This window comes from Mesorhizobium sp. PL10 (genome assembly GCF_053714315.1).
Map to the genome: position 1 here is coordinate 1 of NZ_JBSKBR010000150.1, position 958 is coordinate 958.

Sequence of the window (958 nt, forward strand, 5' to 3'; positions counted from 1 at the left end):
GTCATAGCGGATTTCAGGCGCTGACGGTTTGAAGGATGATTTTGAAGGGGTTCGTGCCTGGCGCGAGACGAGCCGTGTCGACGACGGTTCGAATGTCGGCTTCGCCCTGGGCGGCCCACATGGCGCGATAGCCGTTGGTGATCTTCCGTTGAACGACGGCGGGTCTCAGCGCCCGTTCGCAGGCGTTGTTCGTCGCGTCGACCATTCCTGGCCATTGGGCAAAGGGCAAAAGTTGATCGCGAGCTCGCCTGAACTTGTTTTGGATGTCGCGGGCCAGATCGCACGACGTTGTGGTGGCGAAGATATCGTCCAGACTTCGCTCCAGGGCGCGACGCTTGCCGGCGATGGTCGAGGCGGCGAAGGTTTCGATACCGTCGGCTAGGGCGAAGGCCCTTTGCAGCCAACGCTTGAGCCGTGAGGGCAGCATGTCCTCACTTGCCTCGTCCGCATAGGCGACGTCGCGGGCGAGATGCGCCAGGCAGGTCTGATGCGCATCTGCGTGACCTTGTTGCGCGGCATAGCGATCGGAACACCAGACGTCGGGCCGATGGCCGTCCATCAGGCTCCGGACCACGACGGCGCCGCGCGTTGGCGCCGCTTGATGAACAACCGCTTCGGCGCAGCGAAACACCCAGTGATAGGCGTTGCTTCCTTCGATCCGCACGCCGGTCTCATCGGAGGCGATGACCTTGGCCCGGCGCAACGCCGCGACGGCCTTGTCGCGCTCGGCCGCGAACGCGCCCTGCGCACGGCGCAACATGTTCATCAGTCCGCCCTGGCTAATGGTGAGACCGAAAAGGTTCGCGAACGCGCCCTGCAGCCGCTCGTAGGACAGGGCCTGGAAAGTCTTGAGATAGGTCGCTACGGCGTGCACGCGTGGCCCGAACGGCGTCCCCTTCGCCGCATCTGGCACAGCCGCGACGACCAGCGTGCCGCAGGACGGGCAACGGACTGCCAG

The 958-nt window shown here is 64.7% G+C and carries 1 protein-coding gene; it reads right to left on the reverse strand.

The features are described from left to right. Positions 1–13 precede the first annotated feature (13 nt). A partial coding sequence (gene tnpC, locus ACWGTO_RS33560) for an IS66 family transposase (RefSeq protein ID WP_454578961.1) occupies positions 14–958 on the reverse strand: 945 nt, incomplete at its 5' end.